Origin of the sequence: Micromonospora sp. NPDC006766 (genome assembly GCF_040636055.1) — a bacterium.
Classification (GTDB): domain Bacteria; phylum Actinomycetota; class Actinomycetes; order Mycobacteriales; family Micromonosporaceae; genus Micromonospora.
Window position 1 is genome coordinate 50508 of the sequence record NZ_JBEYIX010000018.1, and the last position, 22461, is coordinate 72968.

Here is a 22461-nt window from a genome sequence, read left to right on the forward strand (position 1 = left end):
GCGTCAGCGGACGAACAGTCGGGCCATGAACGGGTAGCCGATGAGGACGAGGAGTACGAGGATCAGCGCTGCGGCGGGGATGTCGAGCTTGTTGGTGCGTAGCTCGGCTTGGGCGAGAGCCTCGGTACGGATCCGGTCCCGCATCGAGTCGGCGCGAGCGCGCAGCGTCTGGTGGACGTTGGCGCCTTCGTTGCCGGCGGTGCGCATGATGTCTGCGAGGTCGCCCAGCTCGACGACCTCGATGTCGCGGGCGAGGACCTTCAGTTCGTCCCATGGCGGCCGCAGCTGGAGCTGTGCGCTGAGCAGGGCTTCCCGGATTCGGTCGAATACCCAGCCTTGGCAGACGCTGGCCGCTCGGTCCAGCGACTCGACCGGGCCGTGACCGCCGAGGACCTGGTGGGCGGCGAGGTCGAGGTAGGTGCACATGGCTCGGGTGAATTCCGCCCGGGCGGCGGTGGCCTTGACGACGACCTCCCGGTGGGCCAACGCCGCGCCGGCCAGCGCGGCGGCGACCGTGCCACCGGCGGGGATGAACACGGGTATCGGCAGTGCCAGCACCGCGACGGCGATGGTGATCAGGGCGGGCAGGACGAGGCAGAACAGCGCGGACAGCCCGAGGGTGAGGAGGTACTGGTCGGTGCTGCGGTTGAGGAGCCGCAGGTCGGCGTGCGGCACCGAGAATCGGCGTCGGAGCCAGCTGATGCTGGCGGGAGTGCTGCTCGGGGTGCTCATGGGATGTAGCCGGCGAAGCGCGGGCCCGAGCGCCGGTGGCGCGGGGATCAGCTGTACGACCAGCAGGAACAGCCCGAGCCCCGTCAACGCGCCGGCGACGACCATGGCGGTGAGGTGACCGTTGTTCATGCTGGTGCTCCCAGGGTCTGCGTGTCGGCCGGCGGCAGTAGGCGTTCCCGTTTCGGCGGGAGGCTGAGTTTGCGTACCGAGGTCATGAGCGCGACGTACAGGCCGGCGAGGAAAAGCAGAACGAGTTGCCCCAGCACGCTGCCGTACGGCTGCAGGTAGTGCGGATTGATCACCCCGTAGGCCAGGAGCAGGATGGTCATGCCGGTCAGGAACCGCACTGCGAAGCGGGGTCCTTCGCGCTTGGCGTCGACCGTTGAGCGCATCTCGATCTCGGCGGCGATGGACCGGCTGATGCCGGTCAGCACCTCGTGCAGGCCCTCACCCCGGTCGGTGACGTGGAGCATGAGCGGTGCGATGACCTGGTCGGCGGTGTAGTCGTTGAGGTCGTCGGCCAGTTGCTGCAGGGCCGCGATCGGGTCACCGCCGGCCTGCAGCCGCGCCGCCAGGTCACGGATCTCCTGTTCGATGAGTTGCGGCGCGGTCGCCGCAGCCGCCACGACCGCCTGCTGAAGGCCGATCCCTCGGGCGACGATGTCCGCCAACCGGCGGGTCCAGGCCTCAACGGCCTCCAGCCGGGCGATCGCCTGCTTTTCTGCGCGGCCGGCGGCGAACAGCCAGGGTATGCCCGGGACGGCGATGCCGATGATGGCCCCGGCGGCGGGCCAGCCGGTCAGGAGCCAGGCCAGGGCGCCAGCAACGATCGCGGTGATCACCTTGAGCTGGTGGTTGCGTTGCTCCCGCCGCGTTCGCCCGGGCCCAATCCACCAACGGCGGGCCAACTGCTGCAAGGCCGACGGCGGTCGGGGCGAGCGTGTGGTTCCCACGACGCCGAGCACACCGACGACCGCCCCGGCGACGGCGAGTAGGCCCGCCAGCACAGCGGCGAGGTCGAGCAGGCTCATGGCCGCCTCTTCAATGTGTCGAGGCAGGTGGTCCAGGCACCTCGGTTGTGCTCGCCCTGCTGGATGTAGCCGGTGAGCAGGCGAGGGTCGTAGTCGACCCGTAGGAGGGACTCCAGCAGCCGTTCGGGCAGATGGCGCGGCACGGCTCGCCCGTCCGGCCCGGGCCCGAAGATCTGCGTGGTGACGAGCTGCTCTCCGCTCATCCCGCCGACCTCGACGATCTCCGAGACGTAGCGGTGCTTGCGGCCGCCGAGCTTGGTCTCGTCCTCGACGCTGACGTACACGATGAGGTCGATGGCGCCGGCAGCCATCCGTCGGGCCAGTTCGGCGGTCATCTCGGGCCCGTGCTGCAGGGCGAGCTCGATGACGCGGTCCATGACGGCCCGGGGATGGCGAGCGTGGATGGTGCAGAGCGATCCCTTGCTGGTGGCCATGGCCTGCAGCATCGGCACGATCTCCCGGGACCGGACCTCGCCGACGATGATCCGCTGGACCGACATCCGGAGGGTCAGCGGGATCATGTCCATGATCGTGACCTCGCCGGCCGGTCGGCCATCGGCACCGCGTGAGCCGTGGCCTTCGCGGGATTCGAGGCTCATCGCCCAGCGGTGCCGGCCGGTGGTGTGCAGGCCGAGCTCGCGCGATTCCTCGAGGGTGACGAACTGCTCCACGGCAGGGATCTCACGAGCCAGCCCTCGTAGCAGTGTGGTCTTCCCGGCGTCGGCGAGGCCAGCGACCATGATGTTGAGGCCGGCGGCCATGGCCGCCTTGAGGAACTGGCAGATCAGCTCGTCCATGGCGCCGTACCGGTCGCGCAGGTCCTCGAGGCTGACGTCCATGAGGGTGTGCCGGCGGATGGCGGCGTAGGGCCGCACCGACACCTGCATGAGTACGGTGAGACGGCTCCCGTCAGGCAGCTGCATGTCCAGCCAGGGCTTTGTCGACGACAACGAACGTTCGGTCGCCCCGGCGCGCATCGCGAGCACCTGGAACATGTCGACCAGTTCCTTGTCGCTGTCGGCGACCGGGTCGCCCACCGTGATCCGCCCGTCGGTGTGCTCGATCCGCACGTTGTCGCAGCCGAGGATGTGGATGTTGACGATGTCCTCGCGGTCCAGGAGCTGCTGCAGACGCCCCAGGCCGAACATGTCGGCGGCGACGGCGTCGAGCAGGGCGTCCTCTTCCGCCTGTGAGATCGGCTGCCCGGCTTGGTGCAGGGCGTCGACGTGGTCGCGTACCAGCCGCGCGGCGATGCGTTCCGCTTCCGCTTGGCGGTGACCGGGAGAGACGTTCGGTGTCTCTCGAAGTGCGGCGGTCAGCTCCGCACTGACCCGGGCGCGCAGCAACCGCACCGCCGCGTAGTCGATGCTGACCGGTGTCACCGCCTGATCAGCGGCGGGTGACGGGCCAGGATCAGGTACGGCGGCGGCTGCGTTGCCGTTGGTTGGCCAGCGGTGGCTATTCGTGGCGATCCGGTCGACCGATGCCGGCCAGGTCGAGCCGCTGGGTCCGCGCTTATCGACCATGGCTGCTCCCGGTCGACGACGTGGGCACGAGATGCGCTCGCCGGCGTGCGATCGCCTCCCGTACGGCTGGTTCAGCGCTGGCGGCGGCACGTAACAACTGCTGGCTGCCGCGAAGCCGGCCGCCACCGTCGCTGAGTACCTCGGCGGTGCGCCGGTCGTCGGGCAGCTCCATCAACGTTGGGAGCTGCAGCCGCTGTTCGATGTCTCGCCGGCTGTATGGGCCGTCGCCAATCAGGGCCAGGGCGAGCCCACCGTGCCCCTGTCCGTGCTGGGTGAGTTCCCGGCGGAGGAGCTCGGCTGCGGCCGCGGCCGGGGCGATGGTTCGCAGGGTTGCCGTCCGTACGACGAGGAGCACCAGGTCGGCGCGGAACAAGAACGGCCACGGCGGCGCGCTGGTGGTCAACCGACCGCAGTCGGCGATGACGTCGTAACCGTCCTCGCCGCGCTCCAGCTCGCTGAAGAACGCGGCAAGCGGCTCCCAGGTCGGGCGGATGGTCCCCGCCTGGACGGGGTCGTTGATGCCGGGCAGCAGGAGCCGTCGGCCCGGATGATCGGCGTCGAGATCGACCAGCTGGCGGGCAAAGACGTCGCTGAGCTGGTCGCGCAGGGCAGCCGCCGCCAGTGGCAGCAGGCCGATCGGTGGAATGTCCAGGCTCGAGAGATATCCGCTCAGGATGCTGCCACCTGCGGGATCGCACTCGGCCAGCACCGTGCGCTCGCCCCAGGACAGGGTGCAGGCCAACGCGGTAGTGGTGACGCCAGGCGAGCCCTTGGCCGAGACCATCGCCATGAGTGCCACGTCAGCTCCCCGAGGTCAGGGCAACGACGATCCGACCGGCGGCGGCGCGTGCGGCCACGAGTGGCCCGTCGCGTTCGACGACGGCGACGTTGAGGAGTGTCGTCCCCTCCTTCACACCGTCCCGCACGTCCACGACGGTGGCCTTGATGCTGATCGGTGCGGTCGTGGGCTGCTGATTCGCGACCGGACCGTCGTCGGTGGTCACGACGAGTAGGACCTCGGCACCAGGTTTGATCCGCTCAGCAGGCATGCGCTCCTGCGGGAGGCTGATGCCGACCAGCTGTCTACCGGGTCCCGGCACTGCGGTGTCGGTGAGCTGCGCCTGGGTCAGCAGGGTGCCGGGCACCAGCGCGACCGCGGCGAACTTGCCGATGACGGCGTCGGCGGCGCTGCTCGGGATGGGCTTGAGGGCCGGGTCCACCGTGATGCGCACCGTGCGGACGTCAGAGCGACCGATCGTGGAGCCGACCTCCACCCTGGCGGCCACCGCCAGATACTCGGCGGTGGTCCCGACCTTGCGAAGCACGCCCGCAGCGATCAGCCCACCGGCTGCCACCAGCGCCACCGCGAGCCAGACGAGGGCCGGGCGCCAGCGTCGTTGCGGTGCGACTCGGGGCACGGCGTATGGCGCGGCAACCGTTGGGGTGGCCCGGGAGGAGGTGGTCGGGGCGCTGGTCATGACGTGATCACCTGCAGTTCGCCGATGTCGAGCGTGGCCGTGGAGGAAAGGTCGATGGACTGCGAGCCGCTGTTCCCGCCTCCCCCGCTCCACGTGATCAGCCATGAGGTGGTCGCCGTGACGGTGTACCGACCTCCGGATCGGGTGCTGCTTGGCCGCGAGTAGCCGTCGTATCCGCAGTCCGGTGACTTCCGGTTGCCGAAGGACGGCTGGTACGGCGTACCGGGCTTGGTGCAGGTGACGGAGCTACCGTCCCCCATGCTCCAGACGATCTTTTGCGCGCGGGCGGTAGCGGTGACCGACCGACCTGGCACCGCTGCGGTCCGGGTGATGGGCCCCCAGGTGGTGGGACTGACGTTGTTCCAGAGCCAGATCGGCAGTCCGACCAACCCAGAGCCGTTCGTCCGCGGAGCGATCCCGATGTTCGGCCCGTCGAGCTTCATCTCGGCGATGGCTCGTTGGGCAAGTTCCTGATACGAGGGCAGGATCCCGGCGGGCGGGTCTGGCGACCAGGTCGCCGGGCTCTGCGAGGCGATGTCGCCGTAGACGCACGTACGGATGGTCCAGTAGCCGTCGGTCCGGCCGCCGGGTGGCGGTGGGACGCGCTTGACGTAGCAGGAGCCGTCCCAGACCCCGAGTTCGTCGACCACGCACGGCACGGGCTGGCCTTCGTAGCTGCACCCTTGGCCCGCACCGCCGCCGTTATTGCCTCCGCCGTTGCTTCCGCCGCCGCCGGTGCCCGGTTGCTCCACCACCCAGTAGCAGTTGCCCAGCGCATCGCAGTGCTCGTAGTCGGCGTACGCGGGGCCGGGTGCGAGCAGAGCGCCGACGCTGGCCAGCAGAATCAGGACTGCGGCGGCGAGCGGCGTACGCCTCAGCATGACCTCTCCCGCTGCGCGTTGACCTCGCGGATCCGCCACTGGCCGTCGCCGAACAGCTCCGCCTGCGCGATCACCACGTACCTCGTTGCCTGGCCCTTGGTACGCGCCGACTTGCCGGTCTTCTTGGAGACCACATCCCACCCGCTGGTGTCAAAGCAGTCCTCGATCTCGGCAGTGAAGGGACGCCGGGTGGTGTCGACCTTGCTCACGGCGGGCGCAGAGACTGGCTCCCCGGTGGTGACGAGCCCCTGCTGAAACTTGATCAGCAGGTCCTGGCGCACCGTCAGCAACGCCGGGTTCGCCACGAACCTGTCGAGTTTCGCGTTGTAATCACCCTTGTTGGACGCGGCGACGTAGCTCCGGACGTAGTTCTGATAGGCGGTCAACGCTGCCGCCTCAGCCTCGGCGCTCTCGGCGTCGGCGGTCGGAGATGGCGATGCCGACGCCGCTGACGGGCTCGAGCTCGGCGTGACGGCAGGCTTGTCGTCGCCGCACCCCGTCATCCCGGCGAGTACGGTGCCGGTGAGCCCAGCGGCGAGCCACCGGGCTCTCGGGTTCACGGCCTTGCTGGTGATCGCGATCAAGGCGTATCTCCTCTGATGGCTGGCATGGCTCCGGCCTGCCGCCGGATGGCCGGGCCTCAGCCCCGTGGCGCTCCTCGTGGAGCCGCTCCCGTACGCACTGGCTCCTCCCTTATGGACCGGCGGACCTGTTGGCGCCGGGCCCCCGGACACACGCGTTGAGTGAATCCGTCGCATGCTCAACGCACGTTGCTCGAACCCGGGGCGATCATACGTTCACGTTCCGTGCGCGTGTCAACATCTGTTTTGCTAGCGCATGCATCTGCGACACTGTTGTTTAGGTCGCTGGAGGGTGAAGAGTCATGGACGAAGATCGGCATGTTGAGCTGGAGTTGCCACCCCTCGACACTCTGGCCGCCAGGCTGGAGTACCTGTTCGACAAGATTCGCCCCACGCCCGAAGAGCTCAGCGACTCCGACGAAGCTGGACGCCGGTACACGAACAAAGAGATCGCCGACAAGATCAACGCAGCGGCGAGCGACACCGGTGTCACGATCAGCGCGGCCTACATCGGAGAACTCCGCCGGGGTGTGGCCAGCGACCCTCGGATGTCGCACGTACGCGCCCTGGCCGCCGCGTTCGGCGTCAACTCGGGTTACTTCGTCGACGAGGCGGCCGCGCGACGAATCCAAGACCAGATCGGGCTGCTCAACGAGCTCCGCCGGATGGACGTCAAGCAGGTGGCACTGCGTCAAGTGCTTGCCGACAGTGGACTGTCGGCCACGGACACCCAGCTCATTGAGCAGATGGTGGCCCGCTTGCGCGCCGTGGCCGAGGGTTCAGACGCCAACAGGGCCAGCGACGAGCCGGACGAACGCAGGTAGCGGTGCTGTTTCTTCGGTGGCAGCACGCCAATGAGCGGGAGAACGCTGACGTGACGTTGAACCGACTACGCAAGCGCTGCGAGAGGCTGCTCGCCGAGCTGGAGGTGCCGGAACGGTCCGACATCCGGATGCTGTGCCAGATTCTCGGCGAGCGACGCGGCCGCCCCATTCACCTGGTCCCAATCAGCCTGCCGGCACACACGGTGTGCGGGATGTTCGTACCGACCGGCGACTTCGACGCCATCTTCTTCGAGCAGGACACCTCGCCGCTGCATCAGATGCTGATCATCGGACACGAGTTGGGGCACCTGATCGCCGGTCATCGGACGACCGAGATCCTGGATCCGGACGCCTCGCGGCTGCTGCTGCCAGACCTCGACCCGGAGTTGGTCCAACGCAGCCTCGGGCGCAGCAACTATGCCGCCGCTGAGGAGCGTGAGGCCGAGATGATCGGTTCGCTGCTCCTTCGGCGGGCGCACAGCGGCGGCGGCGAACAGGACGACTCACCGATGGATAGCCGGCAGGCCGAGCTGTACGGCCGGCTGCGGCGCTCGCTGGAACACCCCGACTGGTAGGGCCGATGGATACCGCCCTGTACGCCATCTGCGCCCTCGCCGGCTGGACCGCATTCGGGTACATGCTGCGGCTCCAGCGCCGGCATCCCAGCCACGCGCGCGGCGCGATCTGCGTGGCCATCGGAGCCTTCGCCGTCGGGATCACGCTCGCCGTTCCACCCCTCGCGGCCGCGATCGACCGCACCTCCGGTCTGCCCAACCTGGCCAAGCTCTTCTCCCATGCCTGCGCGATGACGATCGCCGCGAGTGCCGAGAGCATGCTGCTTCACCTGGCGCTTCCACGGTCGAAGGCCGCCGCCCGGACCCGACGCTGGATACTGGTCACCAGCTGTGCCTTCCTCGCCATGGTCGGGTTGTTCGCCTACACGCTCACCTACGACACCCCGGTACTCCTCACCGTCGAGTACGCCACTGACCCCGCGGTGACCGCGTACCTGCTTGTCTTCATTGCGCTCGGCTTCTTCGCCTACTGCATCGACATCTCCCGGCTGTGCTGGCGCTTCGCCCGGATCTGTGGGCGTCCCTGGCTGCGCCGAGGCCTTCGCGTCACGGCTGTCGGCGCCGCCTTCGCCCTGCTCTACAGCATCAACAAGATTGTGTACCTGATCGCCTACTGGAGCGGCCACCGGCCGACGGGCGAACGAGAGGTCGCTTCGGTCCTGGTGACCATCAGCGCGCTGCTCATGATGGTCGGCCTCACCATGCCGGCGTGGGGTCCGATCCTCACGATCACCCGACGCTGGGATGACTTCCGCTGCTATCGGCGGCTGGAACCACTCTGGCGGGACCTCATCATCGCGCTGCCGGAACTCGAACTCGATGTGAGCCTGCGCCGACCCCTCACGGCTGTGCGGGACATCGACTACGCCCTGACCCGCCGCGTCGCCGAGATCCGGGACGCGCGACTCGCCCTGCGCCCGTACATGGACGCCAGGGTGACGGAGCTGGCCGAGCAGTTCGCCGAGCAGGCTGAGCTGACCGCAGAGGAGCAGCGAGCCGCGGTTGAGGCGGCCCACCTGGCCTGCGCTCTGCGTGCCCATCGCGCCGGCCGTGCCGTCGAACTCCCCCAGCCCGCAGACGAGCTGCATCGTCCCTCCGGCGGCTACGCCGGCGAGGTGTCCTGGCTGGCGCTCGTCTCCGGCGCCTACGCCCAATCACCCGTGGTGGCCCGGACGCTCACCGCGTCCCGACACCTCCCCGCCTCGCAGATCCCGCTTGGAGACGCCCGACGATGAAGGCCCGCTACGCCAACCTCGCTCATATCCGCGCCCTCGACCCGGAGCGCGAGTACCTGGCCATCTACCAGACGATGCTGCGATACGAGTTCCCGTGGGACATGAAGCTCGGGCTCAACCTCGCCTTCAACCGGTCGTTCTCCATCCCGTCGATCGCCGCGGTGCACACCGCCACGGGCGAGTTGACCGAGCGCACGCAGAAGCGGATCGACGACACCGGCCTGCTCATGTACGAGATGGTGCTGAACGGCTTCGAGCAGCCCCGTGGCCGCGACGCCCTGCGGCGCGTCAACCAGATCCACCGCCCGTACGACATCAGCAACGACGACTACCTCTACGTCCTGGGCTGCCTGGTGGTGATCCCGACCCGCTGGCTGCAGCGCTGCGGCTGGCGCCGCCCATGCTGCCACGAGCGGCAGGCCACTTACCTCTTCTACCGGGAACTCGGTCGCCGGATGGGCATCACCGATATCCCCAGCTCCTACGAGGCGTTCAAGACCTGGTTCGACGCCCACGACGCTGAGCACCTGAAGCCGAACGAGGACGCGGCGGCGATCGAGCGGGCCACCCGCATGCTGATGCTCACCCGCGTCCCGAAGCCGCTCGCGCCGCTGGGCAATGCGCTGGTCAGCGCCATGTACGACGAACGACTGCGAACCGCAATGCAGGTCAATCCGCCCGCCTGGCCCGTCAGGACTGGCCTCCACCTCGCGCTGAAGGGACGCTCCCGGCTCCAGCGCTGGTTCGGAAAGCCGCGGACGACAGCGTTGTTCGCCGACGGGATCAAGACCAAGACCTACCCCGACGGATACGAGATCAGCCAGCTCGGTCCCCAGCAGGACCACTCGGCCGACCACAGCAGGGCATGATCGGCTCGCCGGTGCTGTCGCCGACGCGCTCGGGCGACGCCCCTCGTGCGCCGGGCAGGATCGCGTTGCTCCTGCTCATCCTCGCGGTGACGCCAATGATGCGTTGGCTGTTCGTTCGACTGGCCGTCCCAGCGGGCCAGTCCGGCCAGCGCACCTGCAATGACTGCGGGATCGGAGGTGAGCCCGACCAGCCCCGGCTGGACCGCGCTCCTGCCAGCCGGACGATGTAGCCGGTGTCGACAGCGGCTCGGCGCCCGTCCGTACCTGCTGGAACTCTGCGCTGCGGTGGCGATAGTCGTTGTCGTCCTCGCCGTCCAACAACTCCGGTGATGCTGGCCGGCCTCTGTTGGGTCGGGCGCGCCGTGCCGCTCGCGATCATCGACGCTCAGGTGCACCGCCTACCTGACATCCTCGGCGCACGAAGCGAACGGGCTCACGGGTCCTGTGCCGTGTGGCTGCCGACGCCACCACCCCCGCAGGCAAAGGCGTTGCACGGTGATCAATGTACGAGTTACCATGCTGCAACGCTCGGGCTCGAACGGGGGAAGCATGAGCATTGCGATTGACGTTGTCGTTATTCTCGCCAACGGCAAGGGCAGCCGCATGGGCAAATCTCGGGCCAAGACGTTGACGCCAGTCGCTGGCCAGGCCAGCATCCTCCAACTTTTGTTGGGCGAGATCGCGGCAGCCGAAGCGAACACCCCGGTTCTCCTGTACGTTCGCGAGGACTCCGCCGAGTTGCAGTGCATCATCGCGGAATCCGCAGTGGACGTACGACTGCTCGTCGAGGAACCGAGCGGTTATTTCCGGGACTTGGTGCGCACCAAACACCACCACGGCCTCGGGGCATTCGCGGTGCTCGACTCCGATCTCGTCGCGGAACCCGGCGCAATCTCAAGCTTCCTCGACCGCTCTTGCGCCGAGGACTCGTGGCTGACGATCGGTGTCACATCGGTGCCTGAACGCGGGTCGGGACGTCCTGCCTGGGTAGAACTCGACCCTCGTGGCAATCTTACGAGTCTCACTCGACACCGGGTGACCTCTCATCGCACAGTGGGCGCGTTTCGCTGGGGGTCCCAGGCTTTGAGCGACATCGATGAGCCTGGTCCGAACGCCAGCGTCATGGCATACATTGCCGACCATCTCAAACATTCGGCCATGGTCAAATCTTTCGCGTTTGACACAGCGATTAACGTCAACACCGAGAATGATGCTGCCTTCGCCCGCGAGTTCCGGGCAGCCACGCCAAGGAGCAGTCAATGAAGCAACCCTCGACCGCACAGCTTGAAGAGATTCGCAAGGGCGTCAGGACCTTTTCGATCCTGGCTAACAGGCATCCGGGGGGATCCCTGTCCTCCGTGGAAGCTATGACGGTCCTCTTCTTCGCTGGAGTGGCTGAGATCGATCCGCGACGCGGTCCAGACCGGGACTACTTCGTCCAGTCGAAGGGGCATGCGGCATCGCCCCTCGTTTTCTGCCTTTGGGCTCAAGGTCTCATCGACGCTTCGCTAGACGAGGTGTTGCGCTACGGCGAATTCGGGTCATCCCTTCCGCGCATGCTGCACCGCGATAGCAGTCTGGGGATCGACCTCGGCACCGGCTCACTCGGCCAGGGCCTGTCCTTCGGGCTTGGTCAAGCCATCGCACTACGCAAACAGGACATCGATCGCCGCGTCTACGTCCTCCTCGGCGATGGCGAATGCACCGAGGGGCAGGTATGGGAGGCGGCAATCACCGCCGAGCGGCTGAAAATGCGGAACCTGGTCGCCCTTGTGGACGCGAACGGGTCGGGCAGCCTGATCAAACTCGATCGTGCGACCTGGGCCGACCGCTGGTCCGGATTCAAGTGGCACACGCAAGTAGTGGACGGCCATGACGTCTCGGCCATCCAAGAAGCGTTACTTGCTGCCGCAGAAGACGAACGACCCAGTGCAATCATCCTGCACACGGTGAAAGGCAAGGGTCTCATCCCCGGCTTTGAGGGCTCCAACCAGCTGAGCAGCAGTGTGCCGGACGAGGCAATCCCGTCGGACACCTCGCATGAGGCGATTATCCGCGCGGCGAGCATCATTCGAGAGTTGCGCGGCAACGACCATCGGGCAGACCATACACCGACCACCATCGTCGCCGATCTCGCGCCGATGCTTCGCTCGTCAGCGGTCGGCAGCCTCGAAGTGACCAAGAAGGTCGGAGGAAGCATCGCAGCAGATCTTCAAGATCTGTCGCTAATCTTCATGGCGCCCGACGCCATCCGAAATTCAGGAATTATGGAACACATGGACGCCGTCGGCTCTTGGGACTGGGACAACCCCACGAGCAACGTGCTTCAGCTGGCCATCGCCGAGCAGGACGGCGTATCACTGGCGGCCGGAATGACCTCGTGTGGCGTCACGGGCGTAGTGTTCTCCATGGAAGCCTTCTATTGGCGCGCGCTGGACCAGATTCGACAGTCGATCGCCTTCGCCGGCATTCCGGCCGTGTTGATAGGAACATCCGGCGGCCTAGGTGACTTGCTGGGTGCAATGGTCCAGAGTGACCGGTTCCTGGCTGTCCTTCGGCAGATGATCGACCTTGACATTCTCGAGGCAGCCGACGCCAATCAAGCACGAGCCTTCTTCGTCGAGGCACTTCAGTCCCGTACGCCGACGTATATCAGGCTGCCACACGAGGCCGTTCCGGTAGCCGCTTCCACGGCTGATTATCTCTCCCGGAACACGGCCGATGGATATGAGATCCACCTTGATTACCCTGAACCGGACGTCGTCTTCTTGACCGCCGGCGCAATGCTTCCGAAAACGTTGCAGGCGGCTCAAATCGTTCACGCAGCAGGCGAACTGCGGTGTCGCGTCATCGAAGTCTACGGCATACATCGTTTCTCACGACTCGATTCCGCACGCCGATCGGACCTAATCCCGGCCGCCGCGCGCCGCATAAGTGTGCACAACGCACCCTCCAGCATCCTCGGCGATTTACTGGGTGGGGGCGGGCACGCCATCGGCGTCGACGATTGGGGCATCGCCGGAGAAGACTTGAACGAGTTGTACGTCACCTATTCGATGGATGCGCAGAGCATCGCCCGTCTGGCTATGAAGTAGACATGCCAGCGCACGAGCATCAAGGCATCCGTCGATCTCGGTTGGCTTCGACCAGCACGCCAGCAATCTCGGTGTCGGTCGAAGTCTTCGATAAATATCCGATCACTTTCCGGGAGAGATACGAGCCGCAGGCATTCCGAACCGTCATCGATCCGATTCGAGCCCGCCTTCAGACTAATCGAACAGTGGTGGTCAGCGACTCTAACGTCGGCCCGATCATCGGCAAGCGGCTCGCCTCGGACCTCAGAGGATCGGTTGGGGAAGTCGACCTGCTGATCTTTCCGGCCGGAGAGACGTCGAAGGATGTCGGCCGACTGGTCGACCTTTGGAGCAGCTTCAAAGAATTGGGCATCGAGCGACGCGACTTGGTGATTGGCGTAGGTGGCGGTGTCGTTTGCGACATCGCCGGATTGGTCGCGTCCACATACCTGCGTGGGCTGCCATACGTGCTCGTGCCGACCTCCCTGATGGCCCAGGTCGACGCCGCCATCGGCGGAAAGGTCGGTGCCGACTTTCTCGGTTCGAAGAACTGGATCGGGGGCTTCTACCACCCGTCCGCCGTGTTGAGCTACGCCGAACACCTCGACAGCTTGAGCGACGACGAGTTCGCCTGCGGTTTCGCCGAGATCGTCAAGGTGGCGCTGATACAGGGCGGCGAGCTCTGGGCTGACGTGTCGAACTGCACTCCTAGGTCGCTGCGCGAGAGTCGGGCACGACTGCAACGCGTGGTACGCGCCAGCGCGCTCGCGAAGCTCGATCTCCTCGCCGCAGACCCGCTTGAGCTGTCGACGTTAGATCGGTCGCTGAATCTCGGCCACTGCTTTGGTCATGCAATCGAGTCGGCAAGCAGCTTTCAGCTGCGCCATGGCGAGGCGGTCGCCCTGGGCACGACGATAGCCGCGCGCGTCGGATACGGGCGTGCATTGTGCAGCGGAACCCTGGTCTCCACCGTTGAAGGCCTGCTATCCGCGTTCGGGCTGCCAACGGTTTTGCCACCATCATTACTCGCCGCGAGCTGGATCAAGGTTGCAGACCTTCGCAAGGTCCGCAATGGAGCCCTTCGGCTAGTCGTACCTGCGGCTCCGGGCAGAACAGTCTTTGTCGACGACGTCACATACGAGGAGTTTGCTGAGGCGGCAGGTCATGGCTGACGGGATCGCGCTGGCCGTCGAAGGCGGCGGATCACATACCTCGGCGGCGGTCTACGAGGGCGGCGCCCGGACGAGATATGTCCACGGGCCGACGAGCAATCCCCGCTCGATCTCGGCATCGGACGCAATGGACACGTTGCACCGTATGCTCCTGGACATCCTCACCGGCCTTTCTGGAGCAATCTCGATCTACGTCGGCCACGGTGCCGCCTCCACTGCCCGAGAAGCAGCGCAGCTGGGAAGACGTCTCGACCGTCTTCGCGAATCGGCCTCAGTCGGAGACATCATCGTCGTCAACGACCTCGTCCCGCTGGCTCTGATCGAGCCGACTCGAAACGTAGTAGTAGCCGCAGCAGGCACGGGCACCGGTTTCCTCGCGCGCTCCCACGACGGGCTGTGGAGACGCGCGTCCGGCCAAGAGTTCGTCCTGTCCGACGAGGGCGGCGGCTACGACATCGGGCTGGCCGCGCTGCGTGCCGCGATCCGCGAAGCGGACGGGCGGGGCAGGCCCACAATTCTCACCGACCTGCTATCGGAAATGCGGGCGTGCACGCCTGCCGAGCTGCCGCATCACCTGTTCGAGACGGTGTATGAGGACCCCACGAGCATTAAGGTAGAGGTTGCTCAATACGCCCGAGCGGTTTTCGCGGCGGCCGCGGCTCTGGATCCGGTTGCCCGCGACATATTGAGTGCCGCCGCGAACGAAATCTGTCTGGGTGTCACAGCGGTTGCACGAGCGCTCAAGATCGACCTGAGCACATCGCTGCTAGTGTTGACCGGCTCCTTGCTCACCGCCTGCGACGGCCTTCGTGAGAACGTTCTGGCCGGGTTGCAGTCAGGCCTCGCGCGGTCGGAGGTTCTGGTCGCATCGGACGACTTGGTGCGCAACGTCAGGGAACTTGGAAACCACATCGACCGGCTCCGCACTGAGACGATCCGCCATCCATGGCTACCGGTCTACCTATCCGCGTCGCACGGGGAAGCGTGATGAAAAACAACGCCGATTTGACGACAGATGGCTGGCGTGGTTTGCCGGCCCGGAACTGGTCCGAGCGGGAGATTGTCGGCCGGGCCTTGGGCCTCGCCACCGCCATTGAGGGAACAATCGCCGTAGGGTATGACAGTCGGGCCGGTTCCAGAGACCTTGCGGTGCTTGTCGGTAGGGCGCTGACGACGATGGGACACGAGTGCGCCATCGCAAGCCGGCCGACTCCGACGCCAGCCGTGGGACGGTATGTCTCCGCGCATGAGGGCATCGCCGGCGGCATAATAATTACCGCCAGCCACAATCCGCCGGGAGATATCGGCATCAAGGTCCGTGGCGGCGACGGCTTGCCCTTCGACGGCGATCTTCCCACCGCAGCGTGGGACATTGACGCACTCGTGGCATCGCTGCGTCCGGGACCGGACAGCGTCGACATCACCGGCCACTACAGAGACACAATCGGCAGGTCCTTTCTGGAAAGCGCCAACGGCTTCGACGGCTTGGTCGTCTTCGACGCGATGTACGGTGTGGTGGGTGTGCTTGCAGAGCTTGCTGGTCCCGTTGGCTGGCGGCGTTCCGTCGCCGCGCCTTACTTCCTCGGTGGCACACCGGATCCGGTGCTTCGGTGTCAGGCCGAACCCGCCATGAAGGCCGCCCTATTGGCATGCGGCGATCCCAGCCACGGCATCGTGTTCATGACGGACGGCGACGGGGATCGGCTCTGTGCGTACACCAAGGCGGCTGGATACATCACTAGTACCGAACTGGCGATGGCATTGATCCGCGATGGTCTCGACGTACGTACGGTGATCGCGACCCAGGTCGCGGAGAGCGCGCTGCGGGAGACCGCAGATCGCGCCGAACTCGACTACGCCTCGACTTTCGTAGGTTTCAAGAACATTATTGCACACTGGAAGGCGGTCGGCAGACCAGCAGCTTTGGGCGTCGAGCCCAACGGCGGACTGGCGCTCAGCCAAGAACCGGATTCGTACTTCGAACGTGACGGCATCGCCGGAGCCGCCCGGGTGTTGCGGCAGTTCCGGAGCGTCGCGGAACTCGACGCTGTGATTCATCGCGTCCGCATCGAGCGGCGATTCGAACCACGACAATTCACCACCACGCGGCCGGCCGATTCGGTCTGCTCGACCATCCAGGCCAGATGGCCGGACGGGACCGTACAGGAGATGGATGGTATCGCTCGCCTGAGTTGGCCCGATGGCGCAAGGGTGCTGCTACGCCAGTCGGGCACAGAAGCAGTGGTTCGCTGCTACGTCGAGGGCCCCGAGGAGATGCTCACCTGGTTTCAACGCGCCATATGACATGGCGGCAGTTGGCACAGCACTGCGGCGCTGTGCGGTGGACTTGCCGTGGGTCTCGACACTCTTAGGTCCACAAGTGCCGGATCGTGACCCCGCGGCGAGAGGTCAACGGACGCGAGAGGAGGTGCACCAACCATGAAGGGTTACAGCAAGCCGACCATGACCGAGGTCAATGGCGGCATTTTTAACATCGGCAAGTAACCGCTGCCTGTGGTGCTGGGGCGGTCCGCCGTCCCAGCACCACCATAAGTCATGGAGAGTCAACATTGGACCTTACAACGATCCGCACAATTGCCGAGAAACTTCTGGGTAACGTGCGGTTCTCCTGTGTTTACCTCGGGGGCTCACGCGCGGTCGGTTGGAGTCACAAGTCCAGCGACGTCGACCTCTTTGTCATTTCAGATAGCGAACCGCCGCCCCCGACCGGCTTCAATCTCGATGTCACGGTCGCCGAACCATTGCCTTCGATCGCGATCAGCTTTCACGACGGAGTCCGGTTCGATGTCGAGTATTGGTCTCCAATCCAGATTCACGAGCTCGTCGCCCGCTTGGGCGAGGCCTCGGCACGTGACACTCTAAGCCACGCCGACATGGATGTGTTGTGGCGGCTGCACACGGCCCGCTTCCTGCTCGGCGACCGTGAGTTGTTTGATCGGCTGCAGTCGACCGTGCCGGCGAGCAGCCTCAGCCGCGAGTTTGCCAAACGAGCGGTCTACTCCGCCGAGGTGCGGCTTGACGATGCGGCAGGTTTGCTGGCCTCGGGTGAACCTCTTATCGCTGCGCTGGCGTGTCGCGAGGCCTTCGCCCGAGTAGTCGATGCGGTTCTCAGCCATACCGGTTCCCCAGTGCCGCCTTCGAAATGGCGGTTGCGACGGCTTCGGGAGGCCGAGGGATTCGAAGAGCTTTTCCGCGAGTACCTGGCCGTAGAAACCATGGCGGAATTTGTTCCGGCGGATTCCTCCGCCTGGGTTCGATCCACCGTTCTGCGGAGCCGAGAGTTGTTGCGAGAAATCGATGTTTGATATAACGGTACCCGCGCCGGATCTGCTAGTCCGATCACGACGCCGAGACGGCGTGATTTACCTGGAAAAAGACGGCAGAACTTGGCGGCTCGATGAGGTCAGCACCATCATCTGGGATAACATCGACGGGAGGCAGACTGTCCGCGGCATCTGTCAGGCGGTGGCCAGCGCCTATCCGGACGTGCCGCCATCTCAGATAGCCCAGGATGTAGTCGCATTTCTTCGCCTGCTCACTGAACAAGGCTTCGTCCAAACGGATGCTCCATGATTCGTGGAATCACCTTCGATGTATTCCACACCCTCGTCCAAGATGCGGGAGCGGCTGCGGCACACGGCCGACGCAAGGAACTCATCCATCGCTGGTGCCAAAGTCGCGAGGTAAGCATCAGCCGGGCGCGTGTGGTCACCGCGTACGCCGCTGCTGAGGCTGAACGCGACTCGGAGAAGATCCTATACCGGCACTTCGCGGTTGCGGAGTTGGCTTCGTCCATCGTCACGCGCGTCGGTCTCACCTGTGATCCGCATGAGATTGAGGGCCTGGCCGCTCAGCTCAACGAAGCTTTACTCGACGGAGAATTTGTGGTCGCGCGGGGACTCGAAACATGCCTGCGCACGTTGCGGGATCTTGGTTTGCGACTGGGCTTGATCAGCAATGTGGGTTGGCAGACTGGAACTTTCGTGAGGCGGACGCTGGTCGAACTGGGCCTATGGCAATACTTTACCCCCGAGGCGTGCGTGTTCTCCGACGAAGTCGGCTACTACAAGCCGCATCCGGCCGCCTTTCAGGCGAGCGTGGCTGGGCTCGGCCTACATCCGGCTGAGGTGTTACACGTCGGCGACGATTATGCGGCTGATTACCTCGGTGCTCGTCGATCAGCACTGAACGCCACGCTGATGACAACATTCCGGGCAGACCATGCGCCGGCCGGGACGCCTGCGGTGGCAGGATTCGCCCAACTCGTCGATTACATAAAAGCCGGCGAGTGGAGGTGATCTTGTTCATGAACATCGGACAGAGCGCATTCACAAGCTGCAACGTCGCTGTGATGGGAGTCGAGGTCCGGGTTGACAGTAACCTGGGATGGCTGCCCGAGCAACGGATGTTTGGCATGTGGGAGACCTCCCTGGACCTCGATCTCAGCACGAGCGTGACGCTAGTGCGAACTTCCGATTCCCCTCGGTGGAAACTCGCCAAGGCAGGTTTACGGGTGGAGGTAGGTTCTTCCCGGGTCACCCGAGTCAGCAATCCATACTTCTCCGCGGCACTGTTTGCTGCTGAGATCCATCGGCAGCAAACAGGAGTGTTCCAACTCCATGCCGCCGGACTGAACCTTCCCGGCGGCGCGGTGCTGCTTACCGGAGGCAGCGGGGCGGGCAAGACCATCACGGCGCTTCGCCTGTGCGCCGAGGAGACGGTGGCCTATGCCGGCGCCGACCGATGCCAGATCGGACTGCGCGAAGGGAAGCTTGCTCTGCTCGGCCATTGGCGCAATACCCGACTGAGGTCATCCTCTGCGCTGATGCTGGCCCATCGGGAGGCGATTCGGCGGCGGTGGTCGCAGGACGTCCTGGACTGGCTTGGCACCGTCGAAAGCGGCTGGGACGCGAAGAGAACGGTCAGCATCAATGATCTCGGGCTGGCTCCCCTTGTCGACGCGGCTCCCATATCCGCCATCTATGACCTGCGGGTGCTCCCCCCGGGCTCGCCGTTGGCGGTCAAGCCCATGCTGCCCCGCGACGCCGTGTACGCGCTCGCGGCATCGCTCGGTGATCTGACCTCCGGCTTCCTGATGGTGCTCGACGACGACGGACGTCCGCTCATGCCGGCATTCCACGACGCCTTTCCCGGTCCCAGCGACCAACGCACGGCACTCGCCGCCGCCGCCCACCGGATTCCACGGTTCCGCCTGCGAGGCGGCCCCGATGAGGTTTGCCGGTACCTCATCGCCCGGCACGGTGCCTAGGCCCGACCCGGCATCCCAAGACGTGAGCACGCAACGAATGGAGTCCATGATGAGCGCGCTTGGTCGAGTCGTGCAACACGTAGTGTCGCCAGATCGGCTGACGCGGCGCCTGTCGTTGCAGTCACTGCTTTTCTCGGCGGGAATCGGCGCCTTCCTCACTGGTAGTGCAGTCTTCTTCACCCAGGTAATCGGACTGGCTCCGGCCGAAGTCGGAGTCGGGTACTCACTAGTAGGCTTCATCGTCTTGATGGCGGCCACGCGGCTTGGACGGATCGCCGATGCCATCGGCCCCAAGAGAGCCTGGGCGGCTGCGGCGGCCCTCGAAGGCCTCGTTTACCTCTGCTTCCCTCTCGCGAGAGGTTTTGCGTCCTTCCTTGCACTAATGGTCGCCATCGGTCTGTTGTCGGCAGCCGCCGGATCCGCTCGCAGTGGCTATACCTTCGGGATAGTAGAAGCCAGCGAACGTGTTCAGATGCAGGCGTACCTCCGTACCGCATTTAACGTCGGCCTGACCCTTGGTTCAATGTTGGGAAGCCTGGCATTGCTGTCGAAGTCCGGCGCGTTGATCTCGGCCGTACCCTTCGCGACCGGCATTCTGTTGCTGGCAAATGGCTGCTTCATCACGAGATTGCCCACGGCACCGAGCCACGATTCCCGCCCTTCGCCTTTCGATCAGGGCGGCGACGAGGTAGCAGGACCGCAGCAGCAAAGATTTGGTTGGCGCTACCGGTCCTTGTCGGTCGCGAACGGAGTGTTGACCTCCCATCAGACCATCCTTGCCGTCGTTCTACCTCTCTGGCTTGTCACGAAGACGCCTGCGCCCCGTTCACTGCTGGGTGCGCTCTTCCTGATAAACACCTTTCTGGCAATCGTGAGCCAGGTCCGGTTGTCGCGTGATGTTGTCGGTGTGAACGGTGCCGTACGCGCCAACGTCCGTGCCGCATTTCTGATCGCGATTTCGTGTTTACTGTTCCTCGCGGCCGGGTGGGGTAATACGTGGACTGCGGGCGCTGTACTGGTTGCGGGCTGCGTGGCGATCACGATTGCTGAGGTTCTTCAGTCGGCGGCCTCTTGGGGTCTGGTCGGCGAGCTGGCGCCGGAGGGTCGCCGCTCCGAGTTCCAGGGGCTCTTCCAGCAGGGCAGCAGCTTCGAGTCGACCGTCGGACCGGCGCTGTTCACGTATCTGGCACTGACCGGTGGCGCGATGGGCTGGTTAGCGCTCGCCGGGTTGATGCTTTGCGCAGCCTGGGTGGTACACCGATCCGTCCATGGAATCGAAACCAGGAGGCTGGTCCCCGCAAGATCAGGCTCCGACCCGTTGCTGCATACAGCCTCAGCACTGAACGATGCCGGGTAGACGGCGGGGATCTCACCCACCATCCCCCACAGATCTGGACGTAAGCCTCGATCCGCCAGAGGGTTTCGAGGCCGTGCCCATCCCCACTCCGTCAACCGGCCCCCGCAACCCGGACAACACAACTCACCCGCCACCAACTGCCGTTCGACCCCAGCCGGATCGTCGTTACCGTCATCACCCGGTGCCTCCGCACCTTCAAGCAGCCCTCTCGAGCGCCTGGCCAAGGAATACCGGGAGGGCCGCTACCTGCATCAACGTCCTCACGCTGATGGCGCGCACAAACAAGCGCACCCCCCGGGCCACGCCAGAAACTCCTTTAAGATCAATGACGGCCAAGATCCAACTCGTCGTAACCTTCGGTGGCGGCTAACTAACAGCAGCCGCCGCAGCGGGGCCGATCTGACCGACATCAACACCGTCGGCGACGCGTTCGACGACCAGGGCCTGTCGGTGGCCCATCTCGCGAGGGTGGTCGAGTACGACGTACCCGACCGCGTCGGCAACGGCACCGGTGAACTGATCGCCCTGATCACCACCATCGTCGACGCCAACGACGTCCGGGCCGATGAACTGGCCGCCGCCTACAACGAACGGTGGGAGGAAGAGACCGCCAACGACCAGCTCTAAACCCACCTACGCGGCCCGGGAAGTCCTGCGTTCCCGACTCCCGGGCCTGGTCCGCCCCAGGAGATCTGGGCATGCCTGATCGTCCACCACGCGATCAGCGCCCTGATCGCCCAAGGCGTCAGCGGCAGCCGGCCTCGATCCGGACCCCGGATCTCGTTCACCAAGCCCCTCCGCCTCAGGGCTTCCGGTCAAACGCGCCCGCCACAACCAGTACCGAGTCAAGCAATCCGCCGAGCCAGCCAGTATCCGCCACGAAGGCCCACCGACCATCCACCTCCGGCGGCTCCAGCCACACCCACCATCATGGTCAACTTAAGCTACGTGGCATTGCGCCTGCGTCCAGCTCCCGCGGCTGCCGTACTCTACACCTCGGCCGCTACTGAAGCGCCCATCGCATTTGCAATGTGGGCCGCCAATTGGGGAATGTTCACTGGTGCCGTGGTGTCCACTCGGATCACCTGTCCGATGGCCAGCGGAGCCGCCTGGGCAGCCCAGGCCGCCCATTCGGTGGCCATGTCGCGGTCATCATGATGGATGCCGTGCCGCACACGGCCGGCGTAGCGCTCTTTGGCCAGCGAAATCGGTACATCGCACCAAACTTCTACAGTGGTCTCGGCCCCAGCAGCCTTAATACCCTTCAGTGCGTGGTGTAGATCTCGTGGACGGAACCACCACGAGTCAACTACCACGGGCCCGGGCAAGGCAGCGGCTAAGGTCCAAATGACCTCCATCGCAGCCATCCCGAGCATCGCTTCCAATGCGGGATGGGCGGTTGCGTCGGCCAATCCCTCCTTGATCCGGTCCTTCGACAAGACCGGGATACCAAGATGACCGGCGACGCCATCACCGAGGGTAGTCTTGCCAGACCCAGGGACACCGTTTACCAAGATGACCTCTTTTGTCACCTCGGCATAATGACACACACCAGCGGTTTGTCATTAGCCCCGGCCCTTCAGTCAGGGTCATTGCCTTCTCGGGTAACGAGCGCAGCACTGGGAGGACGCCGGCCCACGGCATGTCCGCACACTCCAGCGGTCCCCGAGACAGATCAACTGCCCTGGCCACCACCTTGATCAACAGTTTGGCGAAAGACGGATGTAGGTTCTCGCGCAGCTTGTCGCCTGGCGGCGGTTTGACCAGGGTGTGGGTGTGGTTTCTCAGCCTGATGTCGCCCGATCCTTCTCAAGATCGTGTCGCTTTCTTGGGCGC

At 65.2% G+C, this 22461-nt stretch carries 23 protein-coding genes; 15 read left to right on the forward strand and 8 right to left on the reverse strand.

All coding sequences use genetic code 11. The annotated features are described in order from the left end of the window. Positions 1 to 3: 3 nt before the first annotated feature. From ABZ671_RS17425 to ABZ671_RS17455, 7 genes are read right to left on the reverse strand one after another with little or no spacing between them, the layout of a single operon-like run. Positions 4 to 861: a type II secretion system F family protein gene (locus tag ABZ671_RS17425; protein WP_357858462.1), complete on the reverse strand. Its 858-nt coding sequence runs from the start codon at positions 859 to 861 to the stop codon at positions 4 to 6. Beyond that, on the reverse strand, positions 858 to 1763 hold the full coding sequence (locus ABZ671_RS17430; protein ID WP_357858465.1) for a type II secretion system F family protein: 906 nt from the start codon (positions 1761 to 1763) through the stop codon (positions 858 to 860). The genes ABZ671_RS17425 and ABZ671_RS17430 overlap by 4 nt, the downstream gene beginning before the upstream one ends. Continuing rightward, the gene (locus ABZ671_RS17435; protein ID WP_357858468.1) at positions 1760 to 3289 is read right to left on the reverse strand and encodes an ATPase, T2SS/T4P/T4SS family; all 1530 of its coding nucleotides are present in this window, start codon (positions 3287 to 3289) and stop codon (positions 1760 to 1762) included. The genes ABZ671_RS17430 and ABZ671_RS17435 overlap by 4 nt, the downstream gene beginning before the upstream one ends. Then, entirely contained in the window at positions 3279 to 4079 is an 801-nt protein-coding gene (locus tag ABZ671_RS17440; protein WP_357858581.1) for a ParA family protein, read from the reverse strand. The genes ABZ671_RS17435 and ABZ671_RS17440 overlap by 11 nt, the downstream gene beginning before the upstream one ends. Before the next feature lie 10 nt (positions 4080 to 4089). Next, the gene (locus tag ABZ671_RS17445; protein ID WP_357858471.1) at positions 4090 to 4767 is read right to left on the reverse strand and encodes an SAF domain-containing protein; all 678 of its coding nucleotides are present in this window, start codon (positions 4765 to 4767) and stop codon (positions 4090 to 4092) included. Next, entirely contained in the window at positions 4764 to 5648 is an 885-nt protein-coding gene (locus tag ABZ671_RS17450) for a hypothetical protein (protein ID WP_357858474.1), read from the reverse strand. Before ABZ671_RS17450 ends, ABZ671_RS17445 begins: the two co-directional genes overlap by 4 nt. Continuing rightward, a complete protein-coding gene (locus ABZ671_RS17455; protein ID WP_357858477.1) occupies positions 5642 to 6232 on the reverse strand; it encodes a hypothetical protein in 591 nt (196 codons plus the stop codon). The genes ABZ671_RS17450 and ABZ671_RS17455 overlap by 7 nt, the downstream gene beginning before the upstream one ends. Positions 6233 to 6531: 299 nt before the next feature. Between ABZ671_RS17455 and ABZ671_RS17460 the strand changes: the two genes are divergently transcribed. The 15 genes from ABZ671_RS17460 (at position 6532) to ABZ671_RS17530 (ending at position 21252) form a co-directional block, all read left to right on the forward strand. After that, complete coding sequence (locus ABZ671_RS17460) at positions 6532 to 7053, forward strand: hypothetical protein (RefSeq protein ID WP_357858480.1); 522 nt, start codon at positions 6532 to 6534, stop codon at positions 7051 to 7053. Positions 7054 to 7055: 2 nt separating this feature from the next. Further along, on the forward strand, positions 7056 to 7628 hold the full coding sequence (locus ABZ671_RS17465) for a hypothetical protein (protein WP_357858483.1): 573 nt from the start codon (positions 7056 to 7058) through the stop codon (positions 7626 to 7628). Positions 7629 to 7633: 5 nt separating this feature from the next. Next, positions 7634 to 8863: an MAB_1171c family putative transporter gene (locus ABZ671_RS17470; protein ID WP_357858486.1), complete on the forward strand. Its 1230-nt coding sequence runs from the start codon at positions 7634 to 7636 to the stop codon at positions 8861 to 8863. After that, positions 8860 to 9732: an oxygenase MpaB family protein gene (locus tag ABZ671_RS17475; protein ID WP_357858489.1), complete on the forward strand. Its 873-nt coding sequence runs from the start codon at positions 8860 to 8862 to the stop codon at positions 9730 to 9732. The genes ABZ671_RS17470 and ABZ671_RS17475 overlap by 4 nt, the downstream gene beginning before the upstream one ends. 549 nt (positions 9733 to 10281) lie before the next feature. Continuing rightward, positions 10282 to 10995: a hypothetical protein gene (locus tag ABZ671_RS17480; RefSeq protein ID WP_357858492.1), complete on the forward strand. Its 714-nt coding sequence runs from the start codon at positions 10282 to 10284 to the stop codon at positions 10993 to 10995. Beyond that, positions 10992 to 12827, forward strand: a complete 1836-nt coding sequence (locus ABZ671_RS17485) for a hypothetical protein (protein WP_357858495.1) — start codon at positions 10992 to 10994, stop codon at positions 12825 to 12827. Before ABZ671_RS17480 ends, ABZ671_RS17485 begins: the two co-directional genes overlap by 4 nt. 2 nt (positions 12828 to 12829) lie before the next feature. Beyond that, positions 12830 to 13978, forward strand: a complete 1149-nt coding sequence (locus ABZ671_RS17490; protein ID WP_357858498.1) for a 3-dehydroquinate synthase family protein — start codon at positions 12830 to 12832, stop codon at positions 13976 to 13978. After that, positions 13971 to 14966, forward strand: a complete 996-nt coding sequence (locus tag ABZ671_RS17495; protein ID WP_357858501.1) for a BadF/BadG/BcrA/BcrD ATPase family protein — start codon at positions 13971 to 13973, stop codon at positions 14964 to 14966. Before ABZ671_RS17490 ends, ABZ671_RS17495 begins: the two co-directional genes overlap by 8 nt. Next, positions 14966 to 16282 carry a hypothetical protein gene (locus ABZ671_RS17500; RefSeq protein WP_357858504.1) on the forward strand — a complete coding sequence of 439 codons (1317 nt, stop codon included), beginning with the start codon at positions 14966 to 14968 and terminating at the stop codon, positions 16280 to 16282. Before ABZ671_RS17495 ends, ABZ671_RS17500 begins: the two co-directional genes overlap by 1 nt. A 266-nt stretch (positions 16283 to 16548) precedes the next feature. Continuing rightward, positions 16549 to 17304 carry a nucleotidyltransferase domain-containing protein gene (locus ABZ671_RS17505; RefSeq protein ID WP_357858506.1) on the forward strand — a complete coding sequence of 252 codons (756 nt, stop codon included), beginning with the start codon at positions 16549 to 16551 and terminating at the stop codon, positions 17302 to 17304. 52 nt (positions 17305 to 17356) lie between these two features. Beyond that, a complete protein-coding gene (locus ABZ671_RS17510; protein ID WP_357858509.1) occupies positions 17357 to 17572 on the forward strand; it encodes a PqqD family protein in 216 nt (71 codons plus the stop codon). Beyond that, positions 17569 to 18297: an HAD family hydrolase gene (locus ABZ671_RS17515; protein ID WP_357858512.1), complete on the forward strand. Its 729-nt coding sequence runs from the start codon at positions 17569 to 17571 to the stop codon at positions 18295 to 18297. The genes ABZ671_RS17510 and ABZ671_RS17515 overlap by 4 nt, the downstream gene beginning before the upstream one ends. Beyond that, entirely contained in the window at positions 18288 to 19268 is a 981-nt protein-coding gene (locus ABZ671_RS17520; protein ID WP_357858515.1) for a hypothetical protein, read from the forward strand. Before ABZ671_RS17515 ends, ABZ671_RS17520 begins: the two co-directional genes overlap by 10 nt. A gap of 49 nt (positions 19269 to 19317) precedes the next feature. After that, positions 19318 to 20625 (forward strand): MFS transporter, encoded by a 1308-nt coding sequence (locus tag ABZ671_RS17525; protein WP_357858518.1) that lies wholly within the window; start codon positions 19318 to 19320, stop codon positions 20623 to 20625. Positions 20626 to 21075: 450 nt separating this feature from the next. Next, a complete protein-coding gene (locus tag ABZ671_RS17530) occupies positions 21076 to 21252 on the forward strand; it encodes a hypothetical protein (protein ID WP_357858521.1) in 177 nt (58 codons plus the stop codon). A 362-nt stretch (positions 21253 to 21614) separates the two neighbouring features. Here ABZ671_RS17530 and ABZ671_RS17535 read toward each other — a convergent pair whose 3' ends face one another. Further along, the gene (locus ABZ671_RS17535; RefSeq protein WP_357858524.1) at positions 21615 to 22157 is read right to left on the reverse strand and encodes an AAA family ATPase; all 543 of its coding nucleotides are present in this window, start codon (positions 22155 to 22157) and stop codon (positions 21615 to 21617) included. Positions 22158 to 22461: the final 304 nt, after the last annotated feature.

Excerpts from the sequence above, each read along its gene's own strand:
- ABZ671_RS17425 (WP_357858462.1), bottom strand. The coding sequence starts at position 861 with ATGAACAACGGTCACCTCACCGCCATGGTCGTCGCCGGCGCGTTGACG.
- ABZ671_RS17430 (WP_357858465.1), bottom strand. The coding sequence starts at position 1,763 with ATGAGCCTGCTCGACCTCGCCGCTGTGCTGGCGGGCCTACTCGCCGTC.
- ABZ671_RS17435 (WP_357858468.1), bottom strand. The coding sequence starts at position 3,289 with ATGGTCGATAAGCGCGGACCCAGCGGCTCGACCTGGCCGGCATCGGTC.
- ABZ671_RS17440 (WP_357858581.1), bottom strand. The coding sequence starts at position 4,079 with ATGGCGATGGTCTCGGCCAAGGGCTCGCCTGGCGTCACCACTACCGCG.
- ABZ671_RS17445 (WP_357858471.1), bottom strand. The coding sequence starts at position 4,767 with ATGACCAGCGCCCCGACCACCTCCTCCCGGGCCACCCCAACGGTTGCC.
- ABZ671_RS17450 (WP_357858474.1), bottom strand. The coding sequence starts at position 5,648 with ATGCTGAGGCGTACGCCGCTCGCCGCCGCAGTCCTGATTCTGCTGGCC.
- ABZ671_RS17460 (WP_357858480.1), top strand. The coding sequence starts at position 6,532 with ATGGACGAAGATCGGCATGTTGAGCTGGAGTTGCCACCCCTCGACACT.
- ABZ671_RS17470 (WP_357858486.1), top strand. The coding sequence starts at position 7,634 with ATGGATACCGCCCTGTACGCCATCTGCGCCCTCGCCGGCTGGACCGCA.
- ABZ671_RS17475 (WP_357858489.1), top strand. The coding sequence starts at position 8,860 with ATGAAGGCCCGCTACGCCAACCTCGCTCATATCCGCGCCCTCGACCCG.
- ABZ671_RS17480 (WP_357858492.1), top strand. The coding sequence starts at position 10,282 with ATGAGCATTGCGATTGACGTTGTCGTTATTCTCGCCAACGGCAAGGGC.
- ABZ671_RS17485 (WP_357858495.1), top strand. The coding sequence starts at position 10,992 with ATGAAGCAACCCTCGACCGCACAGCTTGAAGAGATTCGCAAGGGCGTC.
- ABZ671_RS17490 (WP_357858498.1), top strand. The coding sequence starts at position 12,830 with ATGCCAGCGCACGAGCATCAAGGCATCCGTCGATCTCGGTTGGCTTCG.
- ABZ671_RS17495 (WP_357858501.1), top strand. The coding sequence starts at position 13,971 with ATGGCTGACGGGATCGCGCTGGCCGTCGAAGGCGGCGGATCACATACC.
- ABZ671_RS17500 (WP_357858504.1), top strand. The coding sequence starts at position 14,966 with ATGAAAAACAACGCCGATTTGACGACAGATGGCTGGCGTGGTTTGCCG.
- ABZ671_RS17515 (WP_357858512.1), top strand. The coding sequence starts at position 17,569 with ATGATTCGTGGAATCACCTTCGATGTATTCCACACCCTCGTCCAAGAT.
- ABZ671_RS17525 (WP_357858518.1), top strand. The coding sequence starts at position 19,318 with ATGAGCGCGCTTGGTCGAGTCGTGCAACACGTAGTGTCGCCAGATCGG.